The 21,371-nt window shown below is 66.5% G+C and carries 26 protein-coding genes, 1 tRNA gene and 1 riboswitch; of the genes, 11 read left to right on the top strand and 16 right to left on the bottom strand.

The window, feature by feature from the left end:
- Positions 1 to 172: 172 nt before the first annotated feature.
- Together Q9Q79_RS07640 and Q9Q79_RS07635 are read left to right on the top strand one after the other, a co-directional pair.
- Positions 173 to 1,477, top strand: coding sequence for a hemolysin family protein (locus Q9Q79_RS07640; RefSeq protein ID WP_032966609.1), 1,305 nt, complete (start codon positions 173 to 175; stop codon positions 1,475 to 1,477).
- The gene (locus Q9Q79_RS07635) at positions 1,461 to 2,120 is read left to right on the top strand and encodes an exopolysaccharide biosynthesis protein (protein WP_201861760.1); all 660 of its coding nucleotides are present in this window, start codon (positions 1,461 to 1,463) and stop codon (positions 2,118 to 2,120) included. The genes Q9Q79_RS07640 and Q9Q79_RS07635 overlap by 17 nt, the downstream gene beginning before the upstream one ends.
- 93 nt (positions 2,121 to 2,213) lie before the next feature.
- On the opposite strand, the gene Q9Q79_RS07630 is transcribed toward Q9Q79_RS07635, so the two are convergent.
- The 4 genes from Q9Q79_RS07630 to Q9Q79_RS07615 all read right to left on the bottom strand — a co-directional run bounded on the left by Q9Q79_RS07630 (position 2,214) and on the right by Q9Q79_RS07615 (position 5,427).
- Positions 2,214 to 2,711, bottom strand: a complete 498-nt coding sequence (locus Q9Q79_RS07630) for a pyridoxamine 5'-phosphate oxidase family protein (protein WP_005412916.1) — start codon at positions 2,709 to 2,711, stop codon at positions 2,214 to 2,216.
- 68 nt (positions 2,712 to 2,779) lie between these two features.
- A complete protein-coding gene (locus tag Q9Q79_RS07625) occupies positions 2,780 to 3,775 on the bottom strand; it encodes an LLM class flavin-dependent oxidoreductase (RefSeq protein ID WP_099529874.1) in 996 nt (331 codons plus the stop codon).
- Between the two features lie 223 nt (positions 3,776 to 3,998).
- Positions 3,999 to 4,766 carry a sulfurtransferase gene (locus Q9Q79_RS07620; RefSeq protein ID WP_201861758.1) on the bottom strand — a complete coding sequence of 256 codons (768 nt, stop codon included), beginning with the start codon at positions 4,764 to 4,766 and terminating at the stop codon, positions 3,999 to 4,001.
- A 295-nt stretch (positions 4,767 to 5,061) separates the two neighbouring features.
- A complete protein-coding gene (locus tag Q9Q79_RS07615) occupies positions 5,062 to 5,427 on the bottom strand; it encodes a DUF6164 family protein (protein ID WP_005408987.1) in 366 nt (121 codons plus the stop codon).
- A 70-nt stretch (positions 5,428 to 5,497) separates the two neighbouring features.
- On the opposite strand from Q9Q79_RS07615, the gene Q9Q79_RS07610 reads away from it, so the two are divergent.
- A complete protein-coding gene (locus Q9Q79_RS07610; RefSeq protein ID WP_005408986.1) occupies positions 5,498 to 5,932 on the top strand; it encodes an FKBP-type peptidyl-prolyl cis-trans isomerase in 435 nt (144 codons plus the stop codon).
- Positions 5,919 to 7,166, top strand: a complete 1,248-nt coding sequence (locus Q9Q79_RS07605; protein ID WP_201861754.1) for a TIGR03862 family flavoprotein — start codon at positions 5,919 to 5,921, stop codon at positions 7,164 to 7,166. The genes Q9Q79_RS07610 and Q9Q79_RS07605 overlap by 14 nt, the downstream gene beginning before the upstream one ends.
- 54 nt (positions 7,167 to 7,220) lie before the next feature.
- On the opposite strand, the gene Q9Q79_RS07600 is transcribed toward Q9Q79_RS07605, so the two are convergent.
- From Q9Q79_RS07600 to Q9Q79_RS07585, 4 genes are all read right to left on the bottom strand, one after another.
- On the bottom strand, positions 7,221 to 7,682 hold the full coding sequence (locus Q9Q79_RS07600; protein ID WP_043034339.1) for a GNAT family N-acetyltransferase: 462 nt from the start codon (positions 7,680 to 7,682) through the stop codon (positions 7,221 to 7,223).
- Positions 7,683 to 7,781: 99 nt separating this feature from the next.
- Complete coding sequence (locus tag Q9Q79_RS07595; protein ID WP_005412910.1) at positions 7,782 to 9,404, bottom strand: FMN-binding glutamate synthase family protein; 1,623 nt, start codon at positions 9,402 to 9,404, stop codon at positions 7,782 to 7,784.
- A gap of 55 nt (positions 9,405 to 9,459) precedes the next feature.
- Positions 9,460 to 10,746, bottom strand: a complete 1,287-nt coding sequence (locus Q9Q79_RS07590) for a nucleotide sugar dehydrogenase (protein WP_065183386.1) — start codon at positions 10,744 to 10,746, stop codon at positions 9,460 to 9,462.
- A 142-nt stretch (positions 10,747 to 10,888) separates the two neighbouring features.
- The gene (locus Q9Q79_RS07585) at positions 10,889 to 11,323 is read right to left on the bottom strand and encodes a BLUF domain-containing protein (protein ID WP_005408981.1); all 435 of its coding nucleotides are present in this window, start codon (positions 11,321 to 11,323) and stop codon (positions 10,889 to 10,891) included.
- A 128-nt stretch (positions 11,324 to 11,451) separates the two neighbouring features.
- Here Q9Q79_RS07585 and Q9Q79_RS07580 point away from each other — a divergent pair.
- Positions 11,452 to 11,538 (top strand) — tRNA-Leu (locus Q9Q79_RS07580).
- Between the two features lie 23 nt (positions 11,539 to 11,561).
- Here Q9Q79_RS07580 and hemN read toward each other — a convergent pair.
- Together hemN and Q9Q79_RS07570 are read right to left on the bottom strand one after the other, a co-directional pair.
- The gene (hemN, locus tag Q9Q79_RS07575; RefSeq protein ID WP_012479716.1) at positions 11,562 to 12,971 is read right to left on the bottom strand and encodes an oxygen-independent coproporphyrinogen III oxidase; all 1,410 of its coding nucleotides are present in this window, start codon (positions 12,969 to 12,971) and stop codon (positions 11,562 to 11,564) included.
- Positions 12,972 to 13,015: 44 nt separating this feature from the next.
- On the bottom strand, positions 13,016 to 13,453 hold the full coding sequence (locus Q9Q79_RS07570) for a group III truncated hemoglobin (protein WP_012479715.1): 438 nt from the start codon (positions 13,451 to 13,453) through the stop codon (positions 13,016 to 13,018).
- 178 nt (positions 13,454 to 13,631) lie between these two features.
- Between Q9Q79_RS07570 and Q9Q79_RS07565 the strand changes: the two genes are divergently transcribed.
- Both Q9Q79_RS07565 and Q9Q79_RS07560 read left to right on the top strand, forming a co-directional pair.
- Positions 13,632 to 13,919 (top strand): hypothetical protein, encoded by a 288-nt coding sequence (locus Q9Q79_RS07565; RefSeq protein WP_005408925.1) that lies wholly within the window; start codon positions 13,632 to 13,634, stop codon positions 13,917 to 13,919.
- Positions 13,916 to 14,959 (top strand): 4Fe-4S dicluster domain-containing protein, encoded by a 1,044-nt coding sequence (locus Q9Q79_RS07560; RefSeq protein WP_201861753.1) that lies wholly within the window; start codon positions 13,916 to 13,918, stop codon positions 14,957 to 14,959. The genes Q9Q79_RS07565 and Q9Q79_RS07560 overlap by 4 nt, the downstream gene beginning before the upstream one ends.
- A 1-nt stretch (position 14,960) precedes the next feature.
- On the opposite strand, the gene Q9Q79_RS07555 is transcribed toward Q9Q79_RS07560, so the two are convergent.
- Both Q9Q79_RS07555 and Q9Q79_RS07550 read right to left on the bottom strand, forming a co-directional pair.
- The gene (locus Q9Q79_RS07555) at positions 14,961 to 15,197 is read right to left on the bottom strand and encodes a hypothetical protein (protein WP_005408923.1); all 237 of its coding nucleotides are present in this window, start codon (positions 15,195 to 15,197) and stop codon (positions 14,961 to 14,963) included.
- 352 nt (positions 15,198 to 15,549) lie between these two features.
- Positions 15,550 to 15,759 (bottom strand): hypothetical protein, encoded by a 210-nt coding sequence (locus Q9Q79_RS07550; RefSeq protein ID WP_005408922.1) that lies wholly within the window; start codon positions 15,757 to 15,759, stop codon positions 15,550 to 15,552.
- A gap of 111 nt (positions 15,760 to 15,870) precedes the next feature.
- Here Q9Q79_RS07550 and Q9Q79_RS07545 point away from each other — a divergent pair, with 111 nt between their 5' ends.
- The gene (locus Q9Q79_RS07545; RefSeq protein ID WP_005408921.1) at positions 15,871 to 16,272 is read left to right on the top strand and encodes a transcriptional regulator; all 402 of its coding nucleotides are present in this window, start codon (positions 15,871 to 15,873) and stop codon (positions 16,270 to 16,272) included.
- A gap of 22 nt (positions 16,273 to 16,294) precedes the next feature.
- A riboswitch (Fluoride riboswitch) is annotated at positions 16,295 to 16,358 on the top strand.
- Positions 16,359 to 16,440: 82 nt separating this feature from the next.
- Complete coding sequence (gene crcB / locus Q9Q79_RS07540) at positions 16,441 to 16,833, top strand: fluoride efflux transporter CrcB (protein ID WP_005412844.1); 393 nt, start codon at positions 16,441 to 16,443, stop codon at positions 16,831 to 16,833.
- 3 nt (positions 16,834 to 16,836) lie between these two features.
- On the opposite strand, the gene Q9Q79_RS07535 is transcribed toward crcB, so the two are convergent.
- Positions 16,837 to 17,670 (bottom strand): AraC family transcriptional regulator, encoded by an 834-nt coding sequence (locus Q9Q79_RS07535; RefSeq protein ID WP_005408919.1) that lies wholly within the window; start codon positions 17,668 to 17,670, stop codon positions 16,837 to 16,839.
- A 134-nt stretch (positions 17,671 to 17,804) separates the two neighbouring features.
- On the opposite strand from Q9Q79_RS07535, the gene Q9Q79_RS07530 reads away from it, so the two are divergent.
- Complete coding sequence (locus Q9Q79_RS07530; RefSeq protein ID WP_049396368.1) at positions 17,805 to 18,299, top strand: DUF6265 family protein; 495 nt, start codon at positions 17,805 to 17,807, stop codon at positions 18,297 to 18,299.
- A gap of 58 nt (positions 18,300 to 18,357) precedes the next feature.
- Here Q9Q79_RS07530 and Q9Q79_RS07525 read toward each other — a convergent pair whose 3' ends face one another.
- On the bottom strand, positions 18,358 to 18,768 hold the full coding sequence (locus Q9Q79_RS07525; protein ID WP_033834665.1) for an SRPBCC family protein: 411 nt from the start codon (positions 18,766 to 18,768) through the stop codon (positions 18,358 to 18,360).
- 20 nt (positions 18,769 to 18,788) lie between these two features.
- Entirely contained in the window at positions 18,789 to 19,808 is a 1,020-nt protein-coding gene (locus tag Q9Q79_RS07520) for an aldo/keto reductase (RefSeq protein ID WP_049449138.1), read from the bottom strand.
- Positions 19,809 to 19,911: 103 nt separating this feature from the next.
- Between Q9Q79_RS07520 and Q9Q79_RS07515 the strand changes: the two genes are divergently transcribed.
- Positions 19,912 to 20,829 carry a LysR family transcriptional regulator gene (locus tag Q9Q79_RS07515; protein WP_099529871.1) on the top strand — a complete coding sequence of 306 codons (918 nt, stop codon included), beginning with the start codon at positions 19,912 to 19,914 and terminating at the stop codon, positions 20,827 to 20,829.
- A 10-nt stretch (positions 20,830 to 20,839) separates the two neighbouring features.
- Here Q9Q79_RS07515 and Q9Q79_RS07510 read toward each other — a convergent pair whose 3' ends face one another.
- The gene (locus Q9Q79_RS07510; protein WP_024956607.1) at positions 20,840 to 21,358 is read right to left on the bottom strand and encodes an ATP-binding protein; all 519 of its coding nucleotides are present in this window, start codon (positions 21,356 to 21,358) and stop codon (positions 20,840 to 20,842) included.
- Between the last annotated feature and the right edge of the window lie 13 nt (positions 21,359 to 21,371).

Raw genomic sequence — 21,371 nt, 5'->3', positions numbered from 1 at the left:
GTTGCCACCCTGCCATGCCCCTTTGCTAAGATGCCAGCGCGCCTTCGGGCGCATCCTATGGACGACGACCCTTATCCCCCAGCGCCGCGCCGGACCCCGTTCCTGAGCGCCTGCCGCCATCGCAAGCACCCGCCCTCCCTGCCACCAACCGGGGACGACGCCCGTGTTTGAAATGATCCTGATTGTCTTTGCGCTTGTTCTGCTGAACGGCTTCTTCGCCATGTCCGAGATGTCGGTCATGACCTCGCGCAAGAGCCGCCTGAAGCAGATGGCCGCCACCTCCAAGCGCGCGGCCAAGGCGCTGGAGCTGTCCGAGAAGCCGGAGAGCTTCCTGTCCACCGTGCAGATCGGCATCACCGTGATCGGCGTGCTGACCGGCTACCTCGGCGGTGAAGCGCTGGGCGAAGCCTTCGCCGGCTGGATCCAGGGCCTGATGCCGGGCTTCGCCTATGCCGGCAACATCGGTACCGCGCTGGCGGTCAGCCTGATCACCTTCATCACGCTGATCTTCGGCGAACTGGTGCCCAAGCGCCTGGCGCTGACCCGTTCGGAGGCCATTGCCGGCCTGGTCGCGATGCCGATGAGCTGGCTGGCCAAGCTCGCCCTGCCCTTCGTCTGGCTGCTGTCCAGAACCACCCAGCTGGTGCTGCGCCTGTTCGGCCTGGGCAAGGATGAAGTCGCCTCGGTGACCGAAGAAGAGATCCGCATGCTGGTCGCCGAAAGCCACGAGGCCGGCGTGATCGATGCCCACGAGCGCGACATGATGAACCGCGTCATGCGCCTGGGCGACCGCACCGCCGACAGCCTGATGACCCCGCGCAACCGCATCGCGTGGCTGGATACCCAGGCCGGGCTGGAGCGCAACCTGGAAATCATGGCCGAACACGAGTTCTCCCGGTACCCGGTGTACCGCGACAACGACATGGACGTGGTCGGCGTGCTCGAACTGAAATCGCTGGCCACGCGCATGGCGCGCGGTGACAACGCGCTGTTCCAGACCCTGCGCGAACCCCTGTACGTCTCCGAATCGACCCACGCGATGAAGCTGCTGGAAATCTTCCGCGAGGAACAGCAGTCGATGGCACTGGTGGTGGACGAGTACGGCGAGATCCAGGGCCTGGTGACCATCAGCGACCTGATGGGCGCGGTGGTCGGCCGCCTGCAGGCGGTGGAGAACGCCGACGAGGACGCGCTGGTGGTGACCCGCGAAGACGGCTCGCTGCTGGTGGACGGCTCGCTGCCGATCGAAGACGTGCGCGAACTGATCGGCAGCAACGACCTGCCCGACGCCGAGGACGGCGACTACTACACGCTGGCCGGCATGTGCATCCATTACTTCGGCCGCATTCCGCACGCAGGCGAGTACTTCGACTGGGCGGGCTGGCGCTTCGAAGTGGTTGACCTGGATGGTGCGCGCGTGGACAAGCTGCTGCTGCGCACGTTGTCCGACGAGCAGGCCGATGAGCTCACCGCCTGAGGCCGGCAAGGGTCCGGGCGACGAGCGCCCGGCCTACCGCAACGAGGGCATCCGTACCCTGCTGGAGATGTTCGCCTCTGGCGATCCCGCCGAGCACATGCCGCTGGGCCAGATCCTCGGCAACCTGCAGCAGAGCTCGTTCGGCGTGTTCCTGTTCGTGGCGATCCTGCCGTCGTTCATCCCGATCCCGGGCATGGGCGGCGCGGTCAGCGGCCCACTGGTGGTCCTGATCGGCCTGCAGATGCTGTTCTGCCTGCGCCGGCCCTGGCTGCCCGGCTTCATTGCCCGCCGCGGGCCGAAGCGCGGCACCATGCATCGTTTCCTGGACCGCATCGACCGCCCGCTGCGGCGCCTGGACAAGATGCTGAAACCCCGCCTGCCGCAACTGCTGACACCGCTGATGGCGCACGCCTTCACCGGCCTGCTGCTGGTGCTGCTGGGCCTGCTGCTGTCGTTGCCGATTCCCTTCACCAATTTCCTGTTCGGCTTCCAGCTGCTGCTGTTCTCGCTGGCGCTGCTGGAACGCGATGGCGCGCTGATGCTGTTCAACTGGATCGCCGCCGTGGCAGCGATCGCGTTCTTCGGTTTCAGTTCGGGGCAGCTGGTGGGTCATACGGTGGAGCTGTTCCAGCGCTGGTTCTGATCCGGAATCCGGTAGAGCCGGCCGCTGGCCGGCTGCCACGTTTCCCAGGTTTGCCGGCCAGCGGCCGGCACTACCCATACCGGACATCGGTCATCACCGAAGATCGATGAAACCGTTGTCGGCCAGCGCCGCCGGTTCGTCCTGCACCGCCGACAGCACGAACGTCAACGCCTTGCCCAGCAGCGTGCCCGGACCGTCCCAGTACTCGGCACTGTCGGCGCGCACATGGATCAGGCGAAGGTTGGGGTCATCCTTGCCACCGGGGAAGAACAGCTTCATCGCCGGTGACCACAGCTCCTCGATCTTCGCGCGATCGTCGACCACGCGTGCCCGCCCCGCCACCGACACATAGGTGTTCTTCGAGGGCGAGGCATACGCCACGTTGACCCGCGGGTCGAGCGCGATCTCGGCCACCTTGGGGCTGTCGCCGGTGATCACGAACCACAGGTCACCGTCGAAGGCGACCTGCTGGGTGGCCAACGGCCGGCTGTAGAGGCGGCCATCGACGCCGGTGGTGGTGAACATCGCCACCTCCACGTCCTTGATCAGTTCGGCCAGCTGGGCGATGTGTTCGGCACGGGTGTCGGCCATGTGGGGGCTCCTTCGATATGAGCCCCCATCAGACGCGGTTTGGCCGCAATGGGCCGTGACGCAATTGTTCAGCCCGCGTGGCGGGCGTGCCAGGCCTGCATGGTGAGTCCGAACGAGCGCAGGCGCGCGCGGTGGTCGTACAGGTTGGCGGTGAGCATCAGCTCGTCGGGCTTGTGCCGTTCGACGAACGCGGCGATGCCCTCCGCCACCTGCTGCGGATCGCCCAGCACGGTGCAGGCCAGCGCCCGCTCCACGCCCGGTTTTTCGTGCGGCTCCCAGAAGGACTCGATGTCGTCGATCGGTGCCGGAATCTTGCCCGGTCGGCCGCGACGCAGGTTCACGAAACTCTGCTGCTGGCTGGTGAACAGGCGCCGCGATTCGGTTTCGCTGTCGCTGGCAACGACGTTCAGGGCCAGCATCGCGTGCGGCTGCTTCAGCGTGGCCGAGGGGCGGAACTCGCGCCGGTATACAGCAACGGCTTCATCCATCGCGTCGGGTGCGAAGTGCGAGGCGAACGCATACGGCAGGCCCATCGAGGCGGCCATGCGCGCACCGAACAGGCTCGAACCGAGGATCCAGGTCGGCACCCGCAGGCCGCCACCCGGAACCGCCTGCACCGCCTGCCCGGGTTGTACCGGCTCGAAGTAATGCAGCAGCTCGCGCACGTCCTGCGGGAACTGGTCGGCGCTGTCGAAGTAGCGGCGCAGCGCACGCGCGGTCGGCTGGTCGGTACCGGGTGCACGGCCCAGGCCGAGGTCGATGCGGTCCGGATACAGCGAAGCCAGCGTGCCGAACTGCTCGGCCACCTGCAGCGGGGCATGGTTGGGCAACATGATGCCGCCGGCACCGACGCGGATGCGCTTTGTGCCACCGGCGACGTGGCCGATCAGCACGGCGGTGGCCGCACTGGCGATGCCCGGCATGTTGTGGTGTTCGGCCAGCCAGTAGCGGCGGTAGCCCAGCGCATCGGCGTGCTGGGCCAGTTCCAGCATGTTGGCGAAAGCGGCGGTGGTGTCACTGCCCTCGCAGACCGGGGCCAGGTCAAGGATCGACAACGGGATCATCAGGCGTTTTTCCGTCACAGGATCCCCCATGCATGGGGTCGGCCAGGCGCCGCGGCCAGTGACGGTGGCGGGATGCTGATTCCCGTGTGGCGGGTTCAGGGCTGACCGGGCCGATCCGGGGTGCCCTGGTCCGCGCCAAGCGCGATTGGTAGTGCCGGCCGCTGGCCGGCATACAGGTAGATGGCTTCGCAGCCGGCCAGCGGCCGGCTCTACCCCGGAAGCGTCAGAACGCGCTGGGGCGCGGCTCCGGCAGCGGCTGGTCGACCATCGGCTTCAGCTCGGCATCCAGCGCCACGCGCTCATCGAACACGAAGCAGCGGCCTTCGTAGCCTTCGCCGCCCACCTCCTCGAAGTAGCCGAGGATGCCACCGTCCAGCTGCAGCACGTTGTCCATGCCGTCGTTGACCATCCACAGCGCCGCCTTCTCGCAGCGGATGCCGCCGGTGCAGAAACTGACCACGGTGCTGTCTTTCAGCGTCTCGCGGTGCGGCGCCAGCGCCTCGGGCAGGTCGGTGAACTTGTGAATCGGCAGCACCAGCGCATCCTTGAAGGTGCCGTACTCCACTTCCTGCAGGTTGCGGGTATCGAGCATCACCACCGGCTTGCCGGCGTCGTCATGCCCCTGCCGCAACCAGCGCTGCAGCGTGGCCGGATCGACCGCCGGCGCGCGCGGATAGTCCAGCGGCTGACCGTCGTCACGGCGGAAGCTGATGATCTCGTCCTTCACCTTGGCCTTCAGCCGCGCGAACGGCTGATGTTCACTGAAGCTGGTCTTGACCCGCATGTCGGCAAAGCGCGCGTCAGAACGCAGTGCCTCGTAGAAGTTCTCGACCGCCTCCGGCGTACCCGCCAGGAACAGGTTCAGCCCCTCGCCCGCCACCAGGATCGTGCCCCGCAACTGCGCCGCCTCGGCACGCGCCAGCAACTGGTCGCACAGGGCCTGGGGAGCGTCGATGACGGCGAAATGGTAGGCAGCAGTATTGGCGATCATCCTGGCATTTTAGCGCCTCCCGCCCCTCCGGGCAGATTCAGGGGTCAGAGCCCTCTGCGCAGCAGAGGGACCCGACCCCAAGCCCGGCAAACAACCGGAATCTGTCATGGGTGGGGCGGTGTGGGCAGGCGGGGGCGCAGAGCGCCATGGATGGCGCTCTACGAGGCACGCAGGAGCAGCTTTTGCCGTCCCCCGCCTGTCCACACCGCCCCGCCCTCCCACTGAAGCCCGGCTTTTGACGTTGCTGTTGCCGTTGCGTCTGCGGGTGCCGGGTGCAACCCGGCCAGAAGCCCCATTACCCCCGCAACAGCACGAACGGCAGCAGCACCAGCGCCGCCGCACCGGCCATCCCCAGCAGCACCAGCACCACGTAGACCGGCCGCCGCCGGAACAGGCTGCCGAAGGTCTCCGCCGTGCCATCACGCAATGCCTGCTCACGCTCGGCACGGATGCGCGGCCCGCGTTCGGCCTGGTATTCCGCCATCAGCGCCTTCGCACGTGGATGATCGGCGTCCTCGCGCAGCCACAGGCCACCATTGGAGATGCCCCAGGGGCTGGGTTCGGTGCGATACCAGGCGATGCCGTGCTGGTCGAGCAGCGTGCAGACATCGGCATATTCGTCGTCGCCGACATTGCGCAGATTGAGCAGGAGTTTTGCCATGCCCCCATGATACCCGGCGCCGATGCGCTACCCTTGCCGCCCTCGCCCTGCGCCCTTCCGGAGACGCCCGATGCGCCGCCTGCTGCTTCCCCTGCTGCTGTCCCTCGCCGCCGCTGGCTGCACAACCGAACCGTCCGGCCCACCGCCCGGCGGCACCCTGACCACCTTCGAGCGCATCGATACTGTGCCCGGCACCGGCACCGAAGCCGTTGCCGGCAGCAAGGTCACCGTGCACTACACCGGCTGGATCTACGACAACCGCACCGAAACCAAGCACGGCAAGACCTTCGACAGCTCCTTCAAGCACGGCGAACCGTTCACCTTCGCGCTCGGCGCCGGCCAGGTCATCCGCGGCTGGGATGAGGGCGTGGCCGGCATGAAGGTCGGTGGCAAGCGCACCCTGATGATCCCGCCGGATTACGGCTACGGCGACCGCCGGGTTGGCCCGATTCCGGCCGGCTCGTCGCTGGTGTTCGATGTCGAGCTGCTCGATGTCAAACCGTAATGCCGCACCGCTTCCGCGGGTCGCCGTCATCGGCGGCGGCCCGGCCGGCCTGTTCGCCGCCGAGCACCTGCGCGCCGCCGGTCTGGAGGTGGACCTGTACGAGGCCAAGGGTTCGCCCGGCCGCAAGTTCCTGATCGCCGGCAAGGGCGGGCTCAACCTCACCCATTCCGATCCGCGTCCGCTGTTCGACAGCCGCTACCGCGAGCAGTCCACGACCGTGGGCCGCTGGCTGGATGGCTTCGATGCGCAGGCATTGCGCGACTGGGCCGGCGGTTTTGGCGTGGAGACCTATGTGGGCAGCTCCGGCCGCGTGTTCCCGGTCGACCGCAAGGCCGCGCCGCTGCTGCGTGGCTGGGTGCGCCGGCTGAAGGAACAGGGCGTGCGCCTGCATGCCAACCACCGTTGGATCGGCTGGGGCAACGACGGCGCGCTGCGCTTCGCCACCGAAGCCGGCGAGATCGATGTCCACGCCGATGCCACCGTGTTGGCGATGGGCGGCGGCAGCTGGCCGCAGCTGGGCAGCGACGGCGCCTGGGTTGCACCGCTGCAGGCCCGTGGCGTGGACATCACGCCACTGCAGTCAGCCAACTGCGGCTTCGACGTGGACTGGACCCCGTTCTTCGCCCAGCGCAATGCCGGTGCACCGCTGAAGCCGGTGGTCGCGCACTGGATCGACCTGGCCGGACAGCCACAGTTGCTGCAGGGCGAATGCGTGGCCAGCGAGTACGGCATCGAAGGCAGCCTGATCTATGCGTTGGCGGCGGACCTGCGCGAGACCATCAACCGCGATGGCCACGCGATGCTGTGGCTGGATCTGGTGCCGGGCCGCGACGAGGCGCGCCTGCTGGCCGATCTGTCACGCCCGCGCAAGGGCCGCAGCTTCGGCGAGCACCTGCGTCGCCAGGCGGGCCTTGATGCGGTGAGGGCCGCACTGGTGTTCGAGATTCTGGGTAAGGAAGCCGGCAACGACCTGCCTGCCGTGGCGGCTACGCTCAAGCGCCTGCCGCTGCGCCTGCTGCGTCCCCGGCCGATGGCCGAGGTGATCAGCACCGCCGGCGGCGTGCGCCTGGATGCGCTGGATGATGGCCTGATGCTGCGGGCCGTGCCCGGCGTATTCTGCGCCGGCGAGATGCTGGACTGGGAGGCGCCGACAGGTGGCTACCTGTTGACCGCGTGCTACGCCAGTGGCCTGCGTGCCGCCGAGGGCGTAATCAGGTGGCTGGCCGGGCGGTGACGCCTGCATTGTAGAGTCGAGCCATCCTCGACTGCCTTACAGTCCCCCGGGCGCTCACCATGGCCTGCGCATGCTCACCGAAGCCAGCGCCACGCCGCTGGGATGCGGGTAGACCTGTTCGCGCACGCTGATGAATCCCTGCCGTTGGTAGAACGGCACCGCATTGAGCGAGGCCGACAGCACCACCTCACGCTCACGATCGGCCATTGCCAGCAGGCGCTGCATCAGCGCCTGGCCAATTCCCTGGCCGCCACGATCAGGATCAACGAACAACGCGTCGACTTCATTGGCATCGGCATCGAACACACCGAAGCCAAGAAGGCCGCCCTGCCCATCCTCGGCCACCACGCAGCCGCCCTGCCCCAGCAACCGCGCGTACTGCGACGGCGGCGGCGAGGCCGACCAGGGCGCAATCACTTCGGGCGGATAATGGCTGCTGCAGGTCTCGCGCACGCAACGCGTGCGCAACGCCCACAGCGTGGCGACATCATCCGTGGTGCCGGTCCGGAACCGCATGGCATCTCCTTGCAGCGTCGAGCCATGCTCGACGGTTCTTCGTTCCAACATCGCGATGAGAGAAGCAGCCGAGCATGGGCTCGGTTCTACAGCAACACGTTATCGCGACTTGCTGGCCCGCAGCGCCTGGATCTTCGGCGGCGGCTGGAAGGAATCGCTGCGCGCATCGGCCCAGAACGCATGGAACACGGCGTGGTCCGGCACCTTGTGCAGCAACTCGCCCGGTTCAAGGTAGCGGTACAGCGAGGCCAGCGAACGGATCTCAACAGGCGAAACCCGACGCAGGATATGCTCCGGACCCAGTTCCGCCGGGTCGTTCAGGCCCGCGGCACACAGCAGTTCCTTCAAGGCATGCAGCGTGTGCTCGTGGTAGCTGTACACACGGGTGGCCTTGTCCGGTGCATCCAGATGCTTCCAGCGCGCCGGGTCCTGGGTCGCGATGCCGGTGGGGCACTTGTCGGTATGGCAGCTCAACGACTGGATGCAGCCCAGCGCGAACATGAAGCCGCGGCCGGCATTGCACCAGTCGGCACCCAGCGCGATGGTGCGCGCGATGTCGAACGCACTGGTGATCTTGCCGGCTGCACCGATGCGGATGCGCTCGCGCAGATCGAGGCCGACCAGGGTGTTGTGCACCAGCAGCAGCGCTTCGTGCATCGGCACGCCCACATGGTCGACGAACTCGGCCGGCGCCGCGCCGGTGCCCCCTTCGGCACCGTCCACCACGATGAAATCCGGCAGCAACCCGGTTTCCTGCATCGCCTTGGCAATGCCGAACCACTCCCACGGGTGGCCGATCGCCAGCTTGAAACCGACCGGCTTGCCACCGGACAGCTCGCGCAGGCGGGCGACGAACTGCAGCAGCTCGACCGGTGTCGAGAACGCCGAGTGACGCGACGGCGACACGCAGTCCACGCCCATCGGCACGCCACGGGTCACCGAGATCTCGGCAGTCACCTTCGGCGCTGGCAGCACGCCGCCATGACCCGGCTTGGCACCCTGCGACAGCTTGATCTCGATCATCCTGACCTGGTCATGGGTGGCATTGGCAACGAAGCGTTCCTCGCTGAAACCACCCTTCTCGTCGCGGCAACCGAAGTAGCCCGAGCCGATTTCCCAGACCAGATCGCCGCCCATCTCACGGTGATAGGGCGAGATCGAACCTTCGCCGGTGTCGTGGTAGAAACCACCACGCCGTGCGCCTTCGTTCAGTGCGCGGATGGCATTGGCCGACAGTGAACCGAAGCTCATCGCCGAGATGTTGAACACGCTGGCCGAATAGGGCTTGGCACAGTTCGGACCGATCAGCACGCGGAAGTCATGCTTGGCGATGGCAGTCGGCGCCAGTGAATGGTTGATCCATTCGTAGTCCACCGCATAGGTGCTGCGCAGGGTGCCGAACGGTACCGTGTCCATCTCGTTCTTGGCGCGCTGGTAGATCAGTGCACGTTGCTGGCGCGAGAACGGCACGTCCTCCAGGTCACTCTGCACGAAGTACTGGCGGATCTCCGGGCCGATCGATTCCAGCCCGTAGCGGAAGTGCGCCATCACCGGATAGTTGCGGCGCAGCGTGCTGCGCTTCTGCAGCAGGTCCCAGGTCCCCAATGCCACCATCGCGGCAGTCAGGCCGACGCCCCAGTACCAGGCCGGCCAGATCGTGGCCAGCCACAGGCATATCGGGAACATCAGGATGGCGAGCAGGTAGACGATGTACCGGTGCATGGCTTTCCTCGGTTGCAACTGTTCCCGAGTCTACCGCGCCGCTCGCTGCCAAGGCTTACAAACGATCGTCAACCACGTTGCGCGGCCAGGCCGATTTGACGTCGTAGACCAGGCCGCCTGGCGCCAGCAGCGCCCGGATTGCGTCTTCATCCATTGCCTTGAAACGGGCGTGGGCCACCGCCAGTACCACCGCGTCATAGCGCCCCGCCCCGGGTTCGGCCAGCCAATCCAGGCCCTCGCCGGTCAATGCCGCCGGGCCGACCCACGGGTCGCTCACCTCCACCTGCGCACCCGCATCGCGCAGGCGCTGGGCCAGTTCCAGCGCGCGGCTGTTGCGCAGGTCCGGGCAATCCTCCTTGAAGGTCACGCCCAGCACCAGGATGCGTGCCTCCGCCGGTGCACGGCCACGCTCGGCCAGCATCGCCAGCACGCGCGCCGCCACGTGCTCGCCGACGCGGTTGTTGACCTGCCGCGCGGTGTGGATCAGGTCCGGGTGGTAGCCCACGCTTTCGGACTTGTGCAGCAGATAGTACGGATCGACGCCGATGCAGTGACCGCCAACCAGGCCTGGTCGGAACGGCAGGAAATTCCACTTGCTGCCAGCGGCGTCCAGTACGTCCTGGGTATCAATGCCGAGCCGGTCGAAGATCAGCGCCAGCTCGTTGACCAGCGCGATGTTGACGTCGCGCTGGATGTTCTCGACCACCTTGGCTGCTTCGGCCACGCGCATCGACGGCGCCGGGAACGTACCGGCGTCGATGATGCGCTGGTAGAGACCATCGATCACCGAAGCGACCTCCGGGGTCGAACCAGACGTGATCTTGCGGATGTCGGCCAGGCGCCGCTGGCGGTCACCGGGACTGACCCGTTCCGGGCTGTAGCCGCAATAGAAGTCTTCGTTGAAGCCCAGGCCCGAACCCTGTTCCAGCAGCGGCACGCACACTTCCTCGGTGGTGCCGGGGTACACCGTGGACTCGTAGATCACCAGATCGCCGGCGCGAAGATGACTGGCAATCAGCCGTGTCGCCGAACGCAGGGGCTCCAGGTCGGGCTGCTCGTATGCATCGATCGGGGTCGGCACGGTGACGATATAGACGTTGCAGGCATCGAGCAGCGAAGGATCGCTGCCGTACTGCAGATGCGTGGCTTCGGCCAGCTCGTCGGCCTCCATCTCCAGCGTGTGATCGCGGCCACCGCGCAGCTCCGCGATGCGGCCGGCATCGATGTCAAAGCCCAGTGTCGGCCAGTGCCGGCCAAACGCCACCGCCAATGGCAGGCCGACGTAACCCAGGCCGATCACGGCGAAACGCGGCGTCACCGCCGCCGCAACGGGCACGCTCATCGGCATGTCCCGTGCGCCGGGTGAAACCGGATGCGTGCCGCCATGGCTTGGGCCAACCCACTCATTCGCTGTACCACTCCGGGAAACCCGCACCAGAAAGGCTACAGCCTACCGGCCCCGATACCCCGCCGCCAAGGCGGGCTCAGGAACCCAGCGCGACCGCGGCGGGTTCCAGCTCGCCGTCGGCACCGGTCCAGGCCTGCAGCAGGCGCTCGAAACCACCGCTGCCAAGCAGGAAACCCGGCCACGCCGCGTCAACGATCTGGGTCAGCAGGTCCGCATCGATCCGCCGCGTCCCCATCGACCAGCGCGGGAACGCACGCTGCACCACCGGCGCGCGGCACAACAGCCTCATCTGCGCGTGGCTGCGTGCATTGAAGATGCGCTGGAACACCGAATCGATGCCATCTTCGGGGCCTTCCAGATACTGCAGGAAGCGGCTGCCGTCGAACATCAGGACACCGGTGACACCGGCTACACGATTGAATGCCGTGGCGTCGGCCAGCAGGCGATCAAGATCGGTTGTCCGCAGATCGGCGCGGGCCTCACTGGCATAGGCAATCGCGTGCAGCGACATCGGGTGGCTCCCCCCCTGGGAACGGTGGCTGGGACTATGACATGAACAGGGATAACAGTTAAGCACGTCGCTCACGCGCAATCCGGCTGCAGCGACACGGGTAGGCTACAATCGGCGCCGCGCTGCAGGCCCGGATGGCGAAACTGGTAGACGCATCGGACTTAAAATCCGCCGGGGGCAACCCCATGCCGGTTCGATTCCGGCTCCGGGCACCACACGCACGCAGCACATCCCGCTTTCAGATCGCCCGCGAGTAGCGTGGCTGCTCATGTGCGGCACGCAGATACGGGTCGAAGCACATTGCCAGCAACCGCAGCAACGGTCGCCCGGGTTCGCTCGCACGCACCACGCCATCGCGGTATTCGGCCAGGCCATCTTCCTGCAGCCGCTGTACCGAACGCAGGTCCTCGGCGAAGTACTGCTGGAAATCCACGCCGTGGCGCTGCCCCAGCACCGCACCATCCACCTCGCCCTGGCACATCAGCTGCTGGATCAGCTCCGCGCGCAGCTGGTCGTCGGCACTCAGCGCGACACCGCGCCAGACCGGCAACTGCCCCTGGTCCACCGCGTCCTCCCAGGACGCCAGGTCACGTGGATTCTGGCTGTAGGTGGCGCCGATATGGCTGATCGCACTTACGCCCAGGCCGAGCAGATCGGTATCGGCGTGGGTGGTGTAACCCATGAAGTTGCGATGCAGCTGGCCGGCACGCTGCGCGCGTGACAGATCCTCTTCCGGCAATGCGAAATGATCCATGCCGATGTACTGGTAGCCAGCCGCGGAGAGCTTGTCCACCGCCAGGCCCAGCAGCGCCAGCTTGTCTTCCGGCGACGGCAACCGGCTTTCGTCGATCTGCTTCTGTGCCCGGAACAGATGCGGCAGGTGCGCGTAGCCATACACCGCCAGGCGGTCCGGGCGCAGCGCCAGCACCCGTTCGAGGGTGCGGCCGAATCCTTCCAGGCTCTGCCCGGGCAGGCCGTAGATCAGATCGACGTTGACCGAACGCATGCCGCTGTCGCGGCAGGCGCGCAGGATGTCCAGTGTCTGCTGCACGCCCTGTATGCGGTTGATCGATTCCTGCACCTGCGGGTCGAAATCCTGCACGCCCAGGCTGGCCCGGTTGAAGCCCAGGCGCGCCAGCATGGCGACGTCACGGGTGTCGATGAAGCGTGGATCGAGTTCGATCGAGAAATCGCGCTGCGGTGAATCGCTGAAATCGAAGCGCCTGCGCAACCCTTCCACCAGTGTGGTCATCGCCTCGGCATCGAGGAAGTTCGGCGTACCACCGCCCAGATGCAGCTGGATGACCTCGCGCCCGTCCTCGAACTGTGGTGCCAGCAGATCGGCCTCGGCCAGCACGCGCGACACATAGCTGTGGCCACGGCCGCGATCGCGGGTGATCACCCGGTTGCAGCCGCAGTAGAAGCACGGGCTGGAACAGAACGGCACATGCACGTACAGCGACAGCGCGCGGGCCAGCTGGTTGCTGTCGGCGATCGCCTGGCGCAGCGCCGGCGCGTCGAACCCATCATGGAAATGCGGCGCGGTCGGGTACGAGGTGTAGCGCGGGCCCGGCCGGTCGTGCCGGCGCAGAAGGTCAGGGTCGAAAGTCCAGGCCAGGCCACCAGCGGCGGGAGAGAACGTGTCCATGGCGCCAGCATCGCGCCGGGCGGCCTGCGCCGCCTTGACCCAGATCAATCCTTGGCGGGCATCCCCAGCACCGGCAGGCCGACCTGCGGCCATCGCAGCATCTGGTAGCGCTTCCAGAAGGTGTCACCGATGCGCGCAGCCACGTCGTTGGCCAGCTCCTGCATCGGCGGGTTGTTGCATTCGGCGGTGGTGATCCGGAACAGCACCAGCCAGCGGTCGAACAGATCCTTGTCCAGCTGGATGGCCATGTGCTTGGACATCGGCGAACCCTTGAAGCGCCGGGTGCCGCGCAGCATCGCCGACCAGAAGTCGACCAGCTGGGCCAGATGCTCCGGCCAGTCGTGGACGTGGGCCTCGAACACCGGCCCCAATCGCTCCTCCCCGCGCACGCGGGCGTAGAAGTCGTGGACCAGGCGGGTCACTTCCTGCTCGGTGCACAGCTCGGGCGAGGCGACAGGAAGGACAGGCGGCGTTGCGTTCATCGGGGTACCCAAAGCGTGCCGGCAGTGTGCCGCAGCCGGCCGGCACCACCGTTGATCCAGATCAATGTCGGCGCAGTCCGCTGCACCTAGGCTGGCACGCTTGCAGGAAGCATGCCCTGCGGATGCCGCGCCAACCCAGGCGAGTATACGCGCCGCCCACTTTTCGATCCGGGACAGCATGAACAGACCCTCTCCCAACCGTCGCCAGCAGTTGATCCAGCAATGGGGCGCGATCCTCTGGCCCAGCTTCATCGCTGCCGGCCTGGCCAGCGTGGTGTTCTTCGCCTTCGTCGACCCGCTGCGGTTGCAGGCCATCAGTTTCCCGGGCACGCAGATCAGCCGTGAAATGGGCTACACGGCCGGCTTCTTCATGTTCTGGACGGTGACGGCGCTGTCCAGCGCGATCACCTGGTACCTGCAGCGACCGATGCCCAGCGGCGACGACGACGAGTTGCCGCTGGGATGAGTACGACCTGCACACCGAGACCACGGCACTGGCGCGGCACGCTCAGCGCCGCCTTGCTGGTGCTGTTCTACGCATTGCCATGGCTGCGCTGGGATGGCCGCCAGGCCTTGCTGCTGGATATCAACGCCCGCCGCTTCGATCTGTTCGGCTGGACGCTGTGGCCGGGAGACGTCGGGGTGCTGGTCGGCCTGCTGGCGGTGCTCGCGATGGGGCTGGCACTGCTCACCCACCTCGCCGGGCGCATCTGGTGCGGCCACGCCTGCCCGCAGACACTGTGGCGCCGTGCCTTCGACTGGATCGCCGACGGCATGGCCCGCACGCTTCCGGCACGCGTTGCGCGCGCGGCCACACAGCTGGCCTGGGGGCTGCTCTCGCTGTGGACCGGCATCACCTTCGTGGGCCTGTTCAGCCCGATCGCCGAGCTGGTGATCGCAGCGCCGCGCGCCGGCTGGAGCGGCTGGGAAACGTTCTGGGTGCTGTTCTATGCCGCCGCCACCTGGGCAAACGCCGGCTTCCTGCGCGAGCAGGTCTGCCGTTCGCTGTGCCCGTTCGCACGCATGCAGCCGCTGCTGACCGATCCACATACGCCGCGCATGCTGTACGACGCCCGCCGCGGCGAGCCACGCGGGCCTCGCCCATCCGGCCTGGGCGGCGTGCTGGGCCGTGCCCGCGGCCTGCTCGACCCGACCACTGCACAGGACTACGTGTTCCGCGCCGCGCATCCGCTGCTGGCCGGACCGATGCCGACCTTCAGCGCCGACCGTCTTGGCGATTGCACCGATTGCGCGGCCTGCATCAGCGCCTGCCCGATGCAGTTGGACATCCGCCAGGGGCCGCAGGCCGACTGCCTGGCCTGCGGCGCCTGTCTGGAAGCCTGCGCACAGCAACAGCACCGGGCCGGGTTCGGTCCGGGGCTGGTGCGCTACTGCAGTCCGCAGGCGATGGCCGGGCAACCGAAGCGCTGGTGGCGACCCCGGACCCTGGCCCTGCTGTCTTTGCTGCTGGCGCTGCTTGCCTGCGGCGCCTGGCGCCTGCTCTGAATCAACGCGGCCCGTCGGCGTGCGGTGGTACCAGCTGCGCGCGTCGGACAATGCCCAGCTGCTCGATGATCAGCGCCATTTCGTTGGTGAACTCGGTACGCTCGGTCCCCTGCGGGACGAGCCGGTCCAGCACCTGCTGGTAGGTATCCCAGAACGCCGGACCGCATCCGTGTTTGTGATAGCTGGCTTCCAGTTCGCGGCGTACCCGTTCAGCCAAGCCATGCATGCCGTATTCCATACGACCTCCGTTGGACTTGTTCTGCATCGTTGACGGTCTACCGACTCACTTGCGTGCTACTGAAAGACTCCCAGGCTTCACGCCCGGTTGATCCAAATTAGTCACAGATTTCACGACAGGTCAATTACATGCAGCGACTTTCGCGATTGAAATTATTAATCATTCACGAAACCACATACGGGACCCCGCCCCTCCCGGATGGGGTGAAGCCGACAACGCGACCCAGCCACCTGTCCGGCAGCTGGTAGGCCTCGACAATAGGTACTGCCAGAACGATCAGTTTTTCCTATTTTGCTAAGTGTACTTAACAAAATGCGCTTAGCACGCTAAATGCGACAAAAGGCGGCGTAATTCAGGCGGATTCGACTTCGGCGGCGCCCGTTGCGGGGAACAGGTTCGGGTAGCGCTGATGCAGGATGTACTGCCGCAGAGCGGGAATCGGGAAGTCTTTCGGCCATTGCGATACCGCGGAACGGCTGATGCCGAAGAAGCGCGCCAGCTCCGCATCGGTCTGGAACCCCAGCCGCGTACGCACCTGCCGCTTGTTCCAGAATTCGGTCATGGTCTGCCCTTTTGTTAACCAGACTTATTCTTGCGGCAAGGATTCTTCGCATTCCACGCGTTAAGCTGGCTTGCATAGATGAATACTCTCGGCCAACGACTCGCCGCCGCCATGAAGAAAGCCGGGCACCCCCGCCCGGCCGATCTGGCCCGCGCCGCCAAATCCACCACGGCAACCATCAGCAACTGGCTCAACGACCATGTCAGTGCGTCCCATGTGAAAGCCGAGCAGCTGTTCCGCATCGCCGATGCGGCCAAGCTGGACGCACGCGAGCTGCTGTATGGAGTGAACGGGCGCGGCGTCGGGGAGCCGGGTAACGCCTACATTCCCAGCCAGGCCCACCTTGACGTCTGGCAGGACGCCTACGAGCTGGTCAGTCACCTGGTGGCCGAGAATGGCCTGGAAATCGACCACCGCCGCCACGCGGCGCTGGACCTGCTCGCGTTCGAACTGCTGATGGATGGCTTCAGCCGCAGCAAGGTGGCCCGCGTGCTGACGACCTCGATGACGTGAATGCACCGCCGCTGGTAGCATGGACCGCGATGGGGATGGGGCTCCCCCGATAACCGCCTGAGAAGGCTGATGGCTCCTGCCAGGACGAACCCGGTGTTCGTCGACGGCAGGTCGTGCCTGCCCTCGGCGTTCGCCACTGACCCTGCGAACCCGCATTCGAGGCACGCCATGCAAGCATTGAACAACTATTTCCTGGTCTTCGTCGGCGGCGGCATCGGTGCCTGCCTGCGCCACGCCTGCAACCTGATCGGCGCCCGAGTGGCCGTCGGCAGCCCCTGGCCGTGGTCGACCTTCCTGATCAACATCAGCGGCGCCCTGCTGATGGGCGTGGTGGTCGAGGTCTTCGCGATGCGCAATGGTGCCTCGCCGCAGCTTCGCCTGTTGCTCGCCACCGGCATCCTTGGTGGCTACACCACGTTCTCTACCTATGCGCTGGAGATCGGCCTGCTGCTGCAGCGCGGGCAGCACGGACTGGCCGCGCTGTATGCCGGTGGCTCGGTGGCGCTGGGCCTGGCCGGCCTGTTCGGTGGCATGAAGCTGGCCCGGCTGGTGCTGGGCTGAGGCTCAGGCCGCTCCAGCACGCGCCTGTCCGCGCCATTCGCGTGGTGACTGCCCCGTGTGCGCCTTGAACGCGCGCGAGAGTGCCGCCTCGCTGCCATAGCCCACCTCGTCGGCAATCCGCTTCAGCGGCCGGCCCTGGCGCAGCGCCTGCTGTGCCAGCCCGACCCGCCAGCCTTGCAGGTACTGGCCCGGGGTGGTCCCCATCGCTTCGCGGAAGCTGGCGGCGAACACGCTGCGTGACATGCCGGCCACCTCGGCCAGATCCTCCAGCGTCCACCCCTGCGCCGGGGCTTCGTGCATCGCCACCAGCGCCAGCCGCAATCGCGGGTGGCCAAGCCCAGCGAACAGACCGCCGCGCATTTCGCCACCTTCCATCAGCTGGCGCAGCACCTGGATCATCACCACCTCGAACAGGCGGTTGACCATCGCCGCGCGCCCGCAACGCTGCTCGAACGCTTCTTCGAACAACAACTCCAGCGCTGCGTTGCCGCCATACAGCCCAGCCAGCGGCAGGCAGATGAAATCCGGCAACGCGGCGCTGATCGGATTGAGCCGGCCGCCTTCGAAATGCAGGTTCGCGCAGGCCATGTCGGCGCCCTGCTGCGGGTCGGTACTGAAGCGGTGCGGCATCGGCCGCGGATACAGCAGCAGGCTGGGCACATCCACCTGTACGGTCTGCTGGGCATGACTGACCTGCAGCGGTCCACGTCGCACCAGGTGCAGCTGCCCGGCTTCATCCTCCCCCTCCAGCGTGTTGATGCCGCACAGCGCACCGGCATGGAACACCGAGGCGGTGACCGCGAAGCGTTCAAGCAGAATGGCGAGACGGTCGACCATGACGGGACTCCGGGTCAAGCGAGACAAGCTCAATGTGACAGATCGTATCGGAATCAGCACTGGAAAGGACGGCACTGGCCGCATGATCTGGCGGGCGCTATACAGGCCGCACATTCCCGCGCATGGAGGCACCGATGTCACTCCGCATCGCCCTGGCCCTGTTGCCGCTGCTGCTCGCGGCCCCGCACGCGCTATCCGCCTCACCCTCGAAGATCGAGCACCTGGCCTGGCTGGCCGGTTGCTGGCAGCTTGATGGGCAGCCACCCGGTGCCGGCGAGCAATGGACCAGCCTGGCTGGAAACACCCTGTTCGGCAGCAGCCGCAGCCTGCGTGACGGGCGAACCGTCGGCTTCGAGTTCATGCAACTGCGCCAACACGATGATGGGCGCCTGGTGCTGACTGCCCTGCCCTCTGGCCAGAACGCCACGGACTTCAACGCGACCCGGGTCGATGCCAACGAGGCGGTCTTCGAGAATCCTGCCAACGACTTCCCACAGCGTATCCACTACCGGCGGCTCGACAACCAGCGCGCACATGCGCGCATCGAGATCGCGCAGGACAATCCGAAGCAGGCAATGGACTTTCCCATGCATCGCGTCGCCTGCGGTGGACCGACGCCCGCACCCTGACACGCAGACGCCCCGGACCCGCCGGGGCGCCTGCATGCGGTCAACGCCACACGGGCATTCACCCGGCCAGCGTGGTTTCCAGGGCCTTCAGGCCATCGCGATAGATGCCCTCGAACAGCGCGGACGCTTCTTCGTTGCTGACGCCCACCGGAGTGAACTCACCGGACCAGTCGATCCGCGAACCGTCGCCCTGCTCGACCACACGCAGGGTGGATCGATAGTCGCTGACCGGGAACGGGGCCTGCAGGATCGAGTAGGTGTAGCTGCGATCGGCCTGGTCGAAGGCTTCCAGGCGCTCGACGATGGCATCGCCATCGGGATTGGCCAGATGGCGCACGCGACCGCCTTCGCTGAGCGTGCTCTGGGGAATGTACGGAAGCCAGTCGGGCAATGAATCGAAGCCGCCGATGAGGTTCCAGACCTGGTCGGCCGGGGTCGGCACGGTGATGGATACAGAAGCAGTTGCCATGGGAATGTCTCCTTCGGGACTCAGATGTTGTCGATCGGCAGCGGAGCGTTGGCCGCGACCAGGCCCTGGGCGCGCAGCGCCTGCCAGAACCCGGCCGGGATGATTTCCTTCAGTGCGGCGTAGTCTTCGGCGATGCGCTCGGGACGGCTGGCGCCCGGAATCACCGCAGCCACTGCCGGGTTGGCCAGCGAGAACTGCAACGCGGCCGCCTTGATGCTGATGCCGTACTCGGCCGCGATGGCCTTGATGCGCTCGACCTTGGCCAGGATCTCCGGCGACGCCTTCTGGTACTCGAAGTGGCTGCCACCGGCCAGCACGCCGGAGCTGTACGGACCGCCGACCACGATGCCGGTGTTGCGCTCGGCCGCCTTGGGCATCACCCGCTGCAGCGCACGCTCGTGGTCGAGCAGCGAGTAGCGGCCTGCCAGCAGGAAGCCATCCGGACGGGCTTCGTCCAGGTCCAGGGTCAGCTCGATCGGCTCGACACGGTTGACGCCCAGTCCCCAGGCCTTGATCACGCCCTCCTCGCGCAGGCGGGTCAGCACCTTGAAGGCACCGCGGCGTGCGGTCTCGAAGTACGACAGCCACTCATCGCCGTAGAAGTCCTGTGCGATGTCGTGCACCCAGACGATATCCAGGCGATCGGTCTTCAGGCGCTTGAGGCTGTCGTCGATCGAACGCAGGGTGGCGTCGGCCGAGTAGTCGTTGACCAGCTTGTTGGGGCGGCCGGCGACGAACAGGCCGCCCTTCTCGCCAAGGTCGCGGGCGCTGGTGTCTTCCACTTCGTCCAGGATCAGGCGGCCGACCTTGGTGCTGAGCACGAAGTCATCGCGGTTGCGCTTGGCCAGCGCGTCGCCAAGGCGGATCTCGGCCAGGCCTGCGCCATAGAACGGGGCGGTATCGAAGTAGCGGGTGCCCTGTTCCCAGGCCGCGTCCACCGTGGCCTGGGCCTCGGCTTCCGGGATGTCACGGAACATGTTGCCCAGCGGCGCGGTACCGAAGCCGAGGGTCTTGCCAGCCAGCAGCGTGTTGATGCTCATGGGTTCCCCCTTGGGGAGGTTGTTGAAGTTGACGCACAGGCTAGGCTTGCCCGATAAGACTGTCCAAGACATAATTTAATTATCTTGAGTCCCGCAAGGTCTTATGCTCGACCTCCGCCAACTGCGCTACTTCGTGGCCGTCGCCGAAGATGAACACGTCGGCCGCGCTGCCGAGCGCCTTCACATCTCCCAATCCCCGCTCAGCCGGCAGATCGCCCAGCTGGAGGAACGGCTGGAACTGCAGCTGTTCGAACGCTCGCAGCAGCGCATCCGGCTGACCGCCGATGGCCGTACCTTCCTGGCCGAGGCGCGCGCCCTGCTGACCCACGCCAATCGGCTGGAATCGCTGGCACGCCGGCTCGGCCGCGGCGATGAAGGTGGCCTGTGCATCGGCTATCTGGAGTACGCGATGCACTCCGGCGTATTGCCGACCGCCCTGCGCGAACTGCGCGGCGACCGTCCTGCCGTACACATCGCGCTGTACAACCAGCAGTCGGACGTGCAGCTGGAAGGCCTGCGCCAACGCAGCCTGGACATCGCCCTGGTCTGCGAACCACCCGCGTTCGACGATCCAGACCTGGAAGCCACGCAGGTGCTGAACGATCCGATGCTGCTGGCGCTGTCGGCCGGCCACCCATTGGCCACTGCAGAGACCATCACGCCCGAGGATCTGGCCAGCCAGCAGTGGATCGGCGTGATGCACAGGGAAAACGCACTGCGCCACGACACCTTCATCGCCGCGTGTGCGAAAGCCGGGTTCACCCCGACCATCGCCATGGAAGCGACCGAGCCACTGGCCGCGCTTGGCCTGGTTGCCGCCGGCCTGGGCCTGACCACCGTCCAGCAGAGCCTGGATCACCAGGCGCCGGACGGCGTGGTGCTGCGCGAGCTGCCGTGGTTCAGCTACCGCACACCGCTGTGGGCGGCCTGGCACCGCATCAACCTGCGCCCCCTGGTCGAAACCTTCCGCAGGACGCTCGTGCGCACCGCCACCGAAGGCAAGCCGGCATTCGGCGACTGAGCCGACCGCGCTATGCCGGGCCTGCCTCGGTGTAGCGCATCACCATGAAACCCTCTTCTGCGGCCGGTGCAACGAAGTGGCGGGTGATCTGCTCGAATTCCTCATCGCTGGCCTCGAAGGGATGCTCGCCGCATGCATTGCGTGCACGCAGCCGCGCCTTGCAGACCTCGTCGGCGATATCGAGGAAGTGCAGTTGATGCGCGGCGCCCACTGGCGAGAACACTTCACGTGCCCACGCGCGGCTGGCGGGCGTATTGAATGGAAAATCGAGCACCACCGAGACGCCGGCCCGCAGCAGCGTACGCAGATGATCGGTCAGCACGCTGCGCAGCGTGGCTGCGCGCTGCAGATAATCGGCGACGGAGTGGATTTCACCCGGGTGCAGCGTGGCCAACCAGGCATCTTCGCTGATCAATACGTGGCGAGGATTGGCCGCCAGCTGTTGCGACAACGTCGATTTTCCTGCGCCGATCTTGCCGCACAGCAGGTGCAGGGTTGCGCCGCCATCGGCGGATGAAGGGTGTTGCATCTGCGATCTCCTC

This window comes from Stenotrophomonas sp. a6 (genome assembly GCF_030913325.1).
Taxonomy (GTDB): domain Bacteria; phylum Pseudomonadota; class Gammaproteobacteria; order Xanthomonadales; family Xanthomonadaceae; genus Stenotrophomonas; species Stenotrophomonas maltophilia.
This window is presented reverse-complemented; position numbering and strand designations above follow the sequence as displayed.

Coding starts and splice junctions, on each gene's coding strand:
- Q9Q79_RS07565 (WP_005408925.1), top strand. CDS start 13,632: ATGAACAGACCCTCTCCCAACCGTCGCCAGCAGTTGATCCAGCAATGG.
- Q9Q79_RS07555 (WP_005408923.1), bottom strand. CDS start 15,197: ATGGAATACGGCATGCATGGCTTGGCTGAACGGGTACGCCGCGAACTG.
- Q9Q79_RS07610 (WP_005408986.1), top strand. CDS start 5,498: ATGCGCCGCCTGCTGCTTCCCCTGCTGCTGTCCCTCGCCGCCGCTGGC.
- hemN (WP_012479716.1), bottom strand. CDS start 12,971: ATGGACACGTTCTCTCCCGCCGCTGGTGGCCTGGCCTGGACTTTCGAC.
- Q9Q79_RS07630 (WP_005412916.1), bottom strand. CDS start 2,711: ATGGCCGACACCCGTGCCGAACACATCGCCCAGCTGGCCGAACTGATC.
- Q9Q79_RS07570 (WP_012479715.1), bottom strand. CDS start 13,453: ATGAACGCAACGCCGCCTGTCCTTCCTGTCGCCTCGCCCGAGCTGTGC.
- Q9Q79_RS07515 (WP_099529871.1), top strand. CDS start 19,912: ATGCTCGACCTCCGCCAACTGCGCTACTTCGTGGCCGTCGCCGAAGAT.
- Q9Q79_RS07600 (WP_043034339.1), bottom strand. CDS start 7,682: ATGCGGTTCCGGACCGGCACCACGGATGATGTCGCCACGCTGTGGGCG.
- Q9Q79_RS07520 (WP_049449138.1), bottom strand. CDS start 19,808: ATGAGCATCAACACGCTGCTGGCTGGCAAGACCCTCGGCTTCGGTACC.
- Q9Q79_RS07625 (WP_099529874.1), bottom strand. CDS start 3,775: ATGATCCCGTTGTCGATCCTTGACCTGGCCCCGGTCTGCGAGGGCAGT.
- Q9Q79_RS07545 (WP_005408921.1), top strand. CDS start 15,871: ATGAAGAAAGCCGGGCACCCCCGCCCGGCCGATCTGGCCCGCGCCGCC.
- Q9Q79_RS07620 (WP_201861758.1), bottom strand. CDS start 4,766: ATGATCGCCAATACTGCTGCCTACCATTTCGCCGTCATCGACGCTCCC.
- Q9Q79_RS07585 (WP_005408981.1), bottom strand. CDS start 11,323: ATGTCGCTGCACGCGATTGCCTATGCCAGTGAGGCCCGCGCCGATCTG.
- Q9Q79_RS07635 (WP_201861760.1), top strand. CDS start 1,461: ATGAGCTCACCGCCTGAGGCCGGCAAGGGTCCGGGCGACGAGCGCCCG.
- Q9Q79_RS07595 (WP_005412910.1), bottom strand. CDS start 9,404: ATGCACCGGTACATCGTCTACCTGCTCGCCATCCTGATGTTCCCGATA.
- Q9Q79_RS07510 (WP_024956607.1), bottom strand. CDS start 21,358: ATGCAACACCCTTCATCCGCCGATGGCGGCGCAACCCTGCACCTGCTG.
- Q9Q79_RS07530 (WP_049396368.1), top strand. CDS start 17,805: ATGTCACTCCGCATCGCCCTGGCCCTGTTGCCGCTGCTGCTCGCGGCC.
- Q9Q79_RS07525 (WP_033834665.1), bottom strand. CDS start 18,768: ATGGCAACTGCTTCTGTATCCATCACCGTGCCGACCCCGGCCGACCAG.
- Q9Q79_RS07615 (WP_005408987.1), bottom strand. CDS start 5,427: ATGGCAAAACTCCTGCTCAATCTGCGCAATGTCGGCGACGACGAATAT.
- Q9Q79_RS07535 (WP_005408919.1), bottom strand. CDS start 17,670: ATGGTCGACCGTCTCGCCATTCTGCTTGAACGCTTCGCGGTCACCGCC.
- Q9Q79_RS07605 (WP_201861754.1), top strand. CDS start 5,919: ATGTCAAACCGTAATGCCGCACCGCTTCCGCGGGTCGCCGTCATCGGC.
- Q9Q79_RS07640 (WP_032966609.1), top strand. CDS start 173: ATGATCCTGATTGTCTTTGCGCTTGTTCTGCTGAACGGCTTCTTCGCC.
- Q9Q79_RS07550 (WP_005408922.1), bottom strand. CDS start 15,759: ATGACCGAATTCTGGAACAAGCGGCAGGTGCGTACGCGGCTGGGGTTC.
- crcB (WP_005412844.1), top strand. CDS start 16,441: ATGCAAGCATTGAACAACTATTTCCTGGTCTTCGTCGGCGGCGGCATC.
- Q9Q79_RS07590 (WP_065183386.1), bottom strand. CDS start 10,746: ATGAGCGTGCCCGTTGCGGCGGCGGTGACGCCGCGTTTCGCCGTGATC.
- Q9Q79_RS07560 (WP_201861753.1), top strand. CDS start 13,916: ATGAGTACGACCTGCACACCGAGACCACGGCACTGGCGCGGCACGCTC.